Raw genomic sequence first — 7,538 nt, 5'->3', positions numbered from 1 at the left:
GATATCCCGGTGGGAAGCGTGACCGTCAACTCAGTTTCTGAGTGTTCCGGGGCAGCCGCACTGACGCGGGTAAAGCCAGATTTTGGATTTGACTGACTGCCCTGTGTTTGGCGTAATTTGCTGCGCCAGTACGTAAACTGATGATAGGAAATACTCTGCTGTTTGCAGAATGCCATGCCGGAAAGGCCTGAGGCTTGGCAATCGTTCATGATCTGTTGCCAGTCGTGCTGTCGTTGTTTGGTCATCACAATGCATTCCTCGGTACTGGATCGGAGGAATCAGTGTGAATGAGTCGGTACGGTGAAAACAGGTGCTGATTTATTGGCGCTTACGGTGCTAAGGAGCTTCCAATAGACGTGTGGATGGAAGTAGATAAGGAAATCCAGGAAGAAATCGAAGCAGTAGCAAGCAAGACCGATCAATTACTGGAGCCCGAGAATTTTTCTGCCAATGTGATTCTTGAATACTCTAAAACTATACCACCGCTAGCAAGACGGGAACTCCTTATCCACGTTAAAATGGCGGTTGGGTATTGGTCAAGATGGACCAGAGATCATGGCGGTATGTATCCAGGTATGGAAAAACGGTTTACACCTGACGAACTCATAAGCGAAATCGATCAGCTAGTGGCACTGGCTCGCAGCGGTTTGAGTACGGCAAACGAAGAGTGGGAGGTCGAGATTCGAAGCCGCATGTAGTCAGTTGTTGTTGTTAAAACACCGCTGTTTCTCCCTGCTTCGGAATGGTTGCTGCAATCTCGAATTCTTCCCACAGTTTGCTGGCCAGTGCGTCCTGGGCTTTGGGTTCTCCGTGAACCAGATAGAGCTCCGGGCGGTTGCTAAAGCTGGCCGCCCAGTTCAGCAGTTCGCGTTGGCCGGCGTGAGCGGAGAACCCGCCAATGGTTTCAATGCGGGCGTTGACGGCAAACTCATCGCCAAACATCTTTATTGTCTTGAGTCCGTCTACCAGTAACCTCCCAAGGGTGCCCTGTGCCTGATAGCCACAGAAGATGACGGTTGTTTTCCGGTCCCAGATTCTGTTCTTGAAGTGGTGCCTTATTCGCCCGCCCGTGCACATGCCGCTGCCGGCGATGATCAGTGCTCCGCTTTTGATTCGGTTGATGGCCATGGAATCGTCGGTGCTGGAGGTTACCGATAATCTGGGCAGAAAGTCTTTCAGGAAGCTGATGTCGGTGTCGCACAGTTTCTTCACACCTCCGCAATCGAGCGTGTGCAGCCAGTGGTCATACACCTGTGTCACTTTGTGGGCCATGGGGCTGTCGAGGTAGATTTGCCAGCCATCCAGAGCGCCGCGCTGGTGCATGGCGCCCAGGTGGTACAGGACTTCCTGGGTGCGACCGACGGCGAACGCCGGGATCAATACATTACCCCCTTGTGCCCAGGTTTCTTTGAGTATCTGTTCCATTTGGACGATGGAGTCGGGCAGTGAGCGGTGGTCTCTGTCGCCGTAGGTGCTTTCCATGAGTACGATGCTGGCATCGGTAAGCTGAGTTGGGTCGTTCATCAGTGGTGTGTCTTTTTTGCCAAGGTCGCCGCTGAAGACCAGTTTTTTCGTCTGGTTACGCTCGTTGAATTCAAGTTGTACGACGGCAGAGCCCAGTATATGGCCAGCGTCAAATAAGGTAACACTCAGGCCGGGCAGCAAAGCGTAGGGTTTCTGATAAGCCGAGCCGATGCAGAGGGAAAAGACGACATCGAGATCGGCCTGGGTATAGAGCGGTTCGATTGTTGGTTTGCCTTTGCGCAGCAGTCGCCGATTTTTACGGTCCAGATCGCGTTCGTAAAGCCCTGCGGCATCTTCGAGCATGATTGGTAGTAGTTCGGCTGTCTCGGGCGTGCAGAGGATTGGGCCGCGAAACCCTTTTTTGGCGAGCAGTGGCAGCAGACCGGAGTGGTCCATGTGGGCATGGGACAACACCAGGGCATCGATGCTTTTGGCATCAAACTCGAAGGTTTCATCACCGAGCCGGTCGACGGCATCGCCGCCCTGGTGCATGCCGCAGTCAAGCAGAACCCGACCGATGCCGGGAATGGTGACCAGATGGCAGGAGCCGGTGACCTCCCGGGCAGCCCCCAGAAATTGAACCGTGGCCATGGCTGCATCCTTTCAATTGAGTCTGTTCGGGTCAGTCTAGCCGGTATTGACTCAATTGCTTGCGGATATCATCGGGCCCAAAGACCTGCTCGGCCTGCCAGCCCAGGGAGCGGGCGGCTTCAACGTTTTTAAGGCCATCGTCGAAAAACAGGATGGTGGCCGGTTCGGCGTTCAATGCTGCTTGCACCGCTTCATAAATGGCCGGGTCGGGTTTCATGACGCCCAAGGTCATGCTGGTAAAATGGTGTTCTATCAGTGGCAGAAATGTATTGCGGTCGACCAGCATCTGCCAGTGGCAGGGGTTGGTGTTGCTCAGCAGGCTTAGGGTGTAGCGTTCGCGCAGGCTGAGCAATAGCTCGGTAATACCGGGGAAGTCGTTGTCGAGTATGTTACGGAAGGTGGTTTGAAAGGCTTCCCGGTCGAGACCGGGAGTAAACTCTTCCATGAAGGCATCGGTAAACGCTTCGAAGTTCAGCTTGCCGGTCTCGAAGGCATGGGTTGAGTAGGCGTTGCCCCATAAAGCGTGGATCTGTTCAAAAGGGACGTCTCTGTGCAGTATGCGGCTGACTTCCTGATGCCAGTGGATGCTAACCAGTACGCCACCCATATCGAAGACAAGGTGTTTGATCGGGGTCATAGAGCCTCTGTGGGTCGTTGAAACGCGAACGCTGAAACAGCAGTGAGTGCCAGTTTACGGCATTCCCAATGGCGGGAGCTACTATCGACCTTTGTTGGTTGGCTTTACGGTGTTTGGATCATTACACTGGCCGCCCATACTCTTTGCCTGACCGTTGAGACCTCTGATGAGCCGAAACAAGCGTGATATACCGGTGTTTGATCACCCGATCATCGAAACCCATTGTCATCTGGATTATCTGAAAGATGAGGCGCTGACCGAGGTGCTGTCTCAGGCACGTGCAGTCGGTATTGAGCGTGTAGTGACCATTGCGGTGTCGCCGGATAACCTCGCCCGGGTGCGGGAGCTGCGCGACCTGGATCCGATGATCCATGCCACCCAGGGCGTACACCCTCACGATGCCGAGGCCTACACCGATGAAACGGCTGCGGAATTGCGCAAACACGGGCGCGATGAACGCATTGTCGCCATTGGCGAGATCGGGCTTGATTATTACTACGATCATGCCGACCGTGAGGTGCAGCGCCGGGTGTTTGCCGAGCAGTTAGCCATCGCGGCCGAGCTGGATCAGCCTGTGGTTATCCACACCCGGGAAGCGGATGCCGATACTCAGGCTATTTTGAAGGAGTTTGCTCCCAGTCTCGCAAAGAAAGGGGTCATTCACAGCTTTACCTCGGGTCTGGAGCTGGGCCAGTTCTGCCTGGAACAGGGGTTTATGCTGGGATTCAACGGCATCATCACCTTCAATAAAGCGGAAAACGTTCGCGAGGTGCTGGCGGCGACACCCATGGATCAACTGGTGGTCGAAACCGACGCGCCCTTCCTGACGCCCGCCCCCTACCGGGGCCGCGAAAATGCGCCCAAGTATTTGCCGTTTATCATTGAGAAAATCGCCGATGTGAAGCAGGTGCCGGTGGCTGAAGTGCTGCGCCAGAGTTACGCCAACGCACGCCGTTTGTTTGCCTTTCAGTAGACGTTAGTTGAGTGGCACCCGCCGCTCGCATCGAGCAGATACCAACACTGATATTCAAAACACTGGTTTGACCAAGTGTGGTTTAGCCATGACGCAGGGCGTCGATATCCTGGCGTAGCTGGGATTTTTCGTCCGTCAGAATGCGTTCGAGAGTAGCGACACGGGCTTCCAGTTTGTCGATACGAGCCTGCTGGTCGGCACTCATTGCGTTGTCGACCTTGCGTCGCTGTTTCATCTGTTCCTTGATCAGCCCTGCGATGGTGGTGATGATGATCACCGCCAATACAAATACAAACACATCCATACGGGTGCCTCCCTGTCAGTCGTAAACCGTCAGTTTACCCAAGCCATGTCATTGCGGCCAGACGCCATTGGTCACGACAGGTCGCCCCAGCGGTTCTGCAAAATGGACAGCATCGCCAGAGGCGCCGTTTCGGTTCTGAGAATGCGTTGCCCCAGTTGCCAGCTCTGAAAGCCCTGTTGCTGGGCGTAGGCGACTTCGTCATCCGTCAACCCGCCTTCGGGCCCGACCAGGAAGGCAACCGATTCAGGGGCTTCCGGCGGCCAGTTCGGGCGCTGAGCGGCGGTGTGTAGCACCAGTTTGAGCGGTTGTTGCTGGTCGCTGGCCCAGTTATGAAATGAGGTAATGGGGTTCAGAACGGGCAAGGTGTCCTGCCCACATTGCTCGCAGGCGCTGGTGATGACGCCTTGCCAGTGCTGCTGTTTCTTTTCCTGGCGGTCGGCTTTCAGGCGCAGGTCACAGCGTTCGCTGGTCAGCGGGGTGATCTCAGTGACGCCGAGTTCAGTGGCTTTTTGCAGCGCGAAGTCCATGCGGTCACCCTTGGACATGACCAGACCCAGGTGCGTCGCCAGCGGTGATGCGGGTGTCGGCTCAAGCCGATTATCCAGACTGACAGATGCATTGCGCTTGGATACGTTCGTTAGCTGGGCCGCAAAACGCTCGCCCCGGCCATTGAACACCTCCACCGGCGCGCCATCACCCAGGCGCAGTACCCGCACCAGGTGGCCGTGAGCCCCCTCGGGCAATGCCAGTAAAGTGCCCGGGGCGTCGGCTTCGGGCAGGTAGATTCGGGAAATTCTCATCGTTTGAGTCGGCGCTTCAGAGCAGGCCGGTGGCCTCGTCGAGCCCCAGGCGCAGGTTCATGTTTTGTACTGCGGCACCGGAAGCACCCTTGCCCAGGTTGTCGAGCCTTGCCATCAGCATGATCAGGCCATTATCAGCGGCGTAAACGAACAGTTCGACCCGGTTGGTGCCGTTGCAGGCGGTGGGCTTAAGGAAACCGTCTTCAAGCTGCGACTGGTCGTTCAGCGGGAACAGGTGCACGAACGGCTCACCGCCGTAGGTCGCGGCCAGGCGTTCATGCAGGGCCGTGGCCGGGCCACCGAGTAAGCGGGCGTGCAGCGGCACCTGAACGATCATGCCCTGTTCAAAATTACCGACGGTGGGTACAAACACGGGTGGGAACTGGAAACCCGGGATGCGTTGCATTTCTGGCAGGTGCTTGTGCATCAGGTCGAGGTTTTTGGGCCGGGCCGCTATGTCTTCGAGGTCGGCTCCGCTGCGGCTCTGGTAGTCGGCGATCATCGCCTTGCCACCGCCGCTGTAGCCGGTTATGGCGTGTATGGCAAGCGGGTAGTCTTTGGGGATCAGGTCGGCATCGACCAGCGGTTTGGTCAGCAATGTCATGCCGGTCGGGTAGCAGCCCGGGTTGGCGATACGGTTGCTGTTAAGCAGTAACTCACGCTGACCGGGCAGTTCCGGCACGCCGTACGCCCAATCCGGTGATACCCGGTGAGCACTGGATGCATCAATGATGATGGTGTTGGGGTTGGTGACCAGGCCAACGGCCTCGCGAGCGGCATCGTCGGGCAGGCAGAGAAACACCACATCGGCTTCATTCAGGCATTCGTCTCGCAGCAGCGCATCGCGGCGCTTGTCTTGTGGCACGGTCAGCAGATCGACCTCTGGGTGTGCCTCCAGGCGCTGTTGAATTTGCAGGCCGGTGGTGCCGTATTGGCCGTCGATGAATACCTTGTGTGCCATGCGAGAATCTCGTACCAGTGAACCAGATGCCAAGGGTACTATTGTTTGGCGGGTGGCGGTAGGGACAGACTAAGAATGGTACGCGCGCTCCGCGCCATTGGCCGTATCGATTCGGGGCGTGTTCAGCCACCCTGCAGACAGTGGTAGACTCGCTGCAAAGAACCCAACACAAGAGGCTTTGGTGGCAACCGATACAGAGGGCGAGTTTGTAACCAAAGAGGCCGATATCCTGCGTATGTTTCGCCAGGCGAAGCAGCAGATGGCCCCGGTTACCCTGGTGTTCCCCGAACGGCATCGTAGTCTGACCACTTACCTCGTGGAGATAAAACCGCGCGAGCGATTGCTGGTGCTCGACGAGCCCATGCCCAAAGTCATGGCCCGATACCTGGCGGCGGGCGAGTCGTTTACGCTGGAGACGTATTTCGATGGTGTGCGCATTCGTGCTCGCCAGCTATCTGCCCGGTCGATCGGAACAAACGCCGACCCTCGCTATGAATGCCCATTGCCCATAGAACTGTACTACTTGCAACGCCGCAAGAGTTTCCGGGCGTCGGCACGACGCAGCCTGATCGTCGATGCACGCGTTGTGAGTGAAAGCGGTGAGGCACGGTATGGGGTCTTACGCGATATGTCGGTGGAAGGGTGCCGGCTGGAGTTTGAAGGGGATCTGACTGAATTTTACACTCAGCAAGATGAAACTCTGGCGATCGAGCTGACGTTTCCGAACGAGACTCAACTGAGTTTTCAGGCCAACATGCTGCGTTCAGACTATGACGATTCGACGGGGGTCACAGGCATTGGCTGCCAATACACGGCCTTGCTGGCGCAACTCGAGGTGCAGTTTTCAGCGATAGTCACAGATTTGCAGCGAGACCATATCAACTTCGTCAAAAACGGCGGCAACCGGGATGAGATACCTGCTCGTTTTCTATTGCCCAATGGCGAGGTGCCCACGCGGTTCAAACCTCACCGCAATAAAGCAGCGGGCGTGCCCAAGGCTTCGGCCAAAACACCGGAACTGTCTGCACCAGTCGACAGTTCCGCCGCCTGGCGAAATACACTGGCCGCAGTGCGCAAACAGCAGGCGAATAACAAAGCCGAGGTCAGTACTGAGCTGGTTGAATCGTTACGAACCCTGAGCCAGGCCTGGAACCAGGACCGTTTCGGTTTGCTGTTACTCAGCCGGATTCGGAGCAAGGATAATTCCGACATTGAGCAACGCCTGGCCACCAGTCTGGTGCAGGCCGACCACCAGGTACGATCGCCGTCGGCGAAAAATGCCTATGCCGATGCGGGTATCACTCCGTGGATGACGCACGCTCTGCTGCGCCGGTTAGGCGCCAAAGAGCAGCCTATGGCAAAGCTGATCTCGGCGGTAGACCGCCTCGCCTACAAGGTGGTGGATGATCAGGTCTTCTATCGGCCAACAGCTGCTCTGGGGGCATTGCACAAGCAAGAGGCGTTTGATGCCCGCCTGATCCAGCAGCTGATCGCAACTCAGGGGCTCTATCCGCTGGGGTCCTGTGTTCGTCTGAGTAATGGCTGTGCGGGTTTGGTGCTTCGACACAATGATAAAAACCATCCCACCCGGGTGCGTCAGTTGTACAAGCTCAGTGAGCAATCGCCGCTGCCACCGAGGGACATCGACCTGGTGGGAGAGGCTATTGAGGTAGAGGGCCCGGCAGATCCGGTTAAGCTGGGACTGCCGGTCGAGCTGTTACGACCGGCGGTTCGTGCCTGAAAGCGAT

At 56.8% G+C, this 7,538-nt stretch carries 9 protein-coding genes; 3 read left to right on the top strand and 6 right to left on the bottom strand.

From position 1 onward, the window contains the following. Window positions 1–245 (bottom strand): IS66 family insertion sequence element accessory protein TnpA (tnpA, locus tag G565_RS0110050; RefSeq protein ID WP_028670810.1); only part of this gene is annotated, 245 nt, incomplete at its 3' end. A 117-nt stretch (window positions 246–362) separates the two neighbouring features. Between tnpA and G565_RS0110045 the strand changes: the two genes are divergently transcribed. Next, on the top strand, window positions 363–698 hold the full coding sequence (locus tag G565_RS0110045) for a hypothetical protein (protein WP_028670809.1): 336 nt from the start codon (window positions 363–365) through the stop codon (window positions 696–698). Between the two features lie 13 nt (window positions 699–711). On the opposite strand, the gene G565_RS0110040 is transcribed toward G565_RS0110045, so the two are convergent. Continuing rightward, complete coding sequence (locus tag G565_RS0110040) at window positions 712–2,115, bottom strand: MBL fold metallo-hydrolase RNA specificity domain-containing protein (RefSeq protein WP_028670808.1); 1,404 nt, start codon at window positions 2,113–2,115, stop codon at window positions 712–714. 31 nt (window positions 2,116–2,146) lie between these two features. Continuing rightward, a complete protein-coding gene (locus G565_RS0110035; protein WP_028670807.1) occupies window positions 2,147–2,752 on the bottom strand; it encodes an HAD family hydrolase in 606 nt (201 codons plus the stop codon). Between the two features lie 166 nt (window positions 2,753–2,918). Here G565_RS0110035 and G565_RS0110030 point away from each other — a divergent pair, with 166 nt between their 5' ends. Further along, window positions 2,919–3,725, top strand: a complete 807-nt coding sequence (locus G565_RS0110030) for a TatD family hydrolase (protein ID WP_028670806.1) — start codon at window positions 2,919–2,921, stop codon at window positions 3,723–3,725. Between the two features lie 82 nt (window positions 3,726–3,807). On the opposite strand, the gene G565_RS0110025 is transcribed toward G565_RS0110030, so the two are convergent. The 3 genes from G565_RS0110025 to argC form a co-directional block, all read right to left on the bottom strand. Then, the gene (locus G565_RS0110025) at window positions 3,808–4,029 is read right to left on the bottom strand and encodes a hypothetical protein (RefSeq protein ID WP_037338608.1); all 222 of its coding nucleotides are present in this window, start codon (window positions 4,027–4,029) and stop codon (window positions 3,808–3,810) included. A 71-nt stretch (window positions 4,030–4,100) separates the two neighbouring features. After that, window positions 4,101–4,829 (bottom strand): 16S rRNA (uracil(1498)-N(3))-methyltransferase, encoded by a 729-nt coding sequence (locus G565_RS0110020; protein ID WP_028670804.1) that lies wholly within the window; start codon window positions 4,827–4,829, stop codon window positions 4,101–4,103. A gap of 16 nt (window positions 4,830–4,845) precedes the next feature. Then, window positions 4,846–5,790 carry an N-acetyl-gamma-glutamyl-phosphate reductase gene (gene argC, locus G565_RS0110015; protein WP_028670803.1) on the bottom strand — a complete coding sequence of 315 codons (945 nt, stop codon included), beginning with the start codon at window positions 5,788–5,790 and terminating at the stop codon, window positions 4,846–4,848. A gap of 181 nt (window positions 5,791–5,971) precedes the next feature. Between argC and G565_RS0110010 the strand changes: the two genes are divergently transcribed. After that, window positions 5,972–7,531 (top strand): flagellar brake protein, encoded by a 1,560-nt coding sequence (locus G565_RS0110010; RefSeq protein WP_037338605.1) that lies wholly within the window; start codon window positions 5,972–5,974, stop codon window positions 7,529–7,531. Window positions 7,532–7,538 lie beyond the last annotated feature (7 nt).

This window comes from Saccharospirillum impatiens DSM 12546 (assembly GCF_000423605.1).
Classification (GTDB): domain Bacteria; phylum Pseudomonadota; class Gammaproteobacteria; order Pseudomonadales; family Natronospirillaceae; genus Saccharospirillum; species Saccharospirillum impatiens.
The sequence above is the reverse complement of the archived record's forward strand: the minus strand, read 5'-3'. Positions and strand labels throughout refer to the sequence as shown.

Coding starts and splice junctions, on each gene's coding strand:
- G565_RS0110025 (WP_037338608.1), bottom strand. CDS start 4,029: ATGGATGTGTTTGTATTTGTATTGGCGGTGATCATCATCACCACCATC.
- argC (WP_028670803.1), bottom strand. CDS start 5,790: ATGGCACACAAGGTATTCATCGACGGCCAATACGGCACCACCGGCCTG.
- G565_RS0110045 (WP_028670809.1), top strand. CDS start 363: ATGGAAGTAGATAAGGAAATCCAGGAAGAAATCGAAGCAGTAGCAAGC.
- G565_RS0110040 (WP_028670808.1), bottom strand. CDS start 2,115: ATGGCCACGGTTCAATTTCTGGGGGCTGCCCGGGAGGTCACCGGCTCC.
- G565_RS0110035 (WP_028670807.1), bottom strand. CDS start 2,752: ATGACCCCGATCAAACACCTTGTCTTCGATATGGGTGGCGTACTGGTT.
- G565_RS0110030 (WP_028670806.1), top strand. CDS start 2,919: ATGAGCCGAAACAAGCGTGATATACCGGTGTTTGATCACCCGATCATC.
- G565_RS0110020 (WP_028670804.1), bottom strand. CDS start 4,829: ATGAGAATTTCCCGAATCTACCTGCCCGAAGCCGACGCCCCGGGCACT.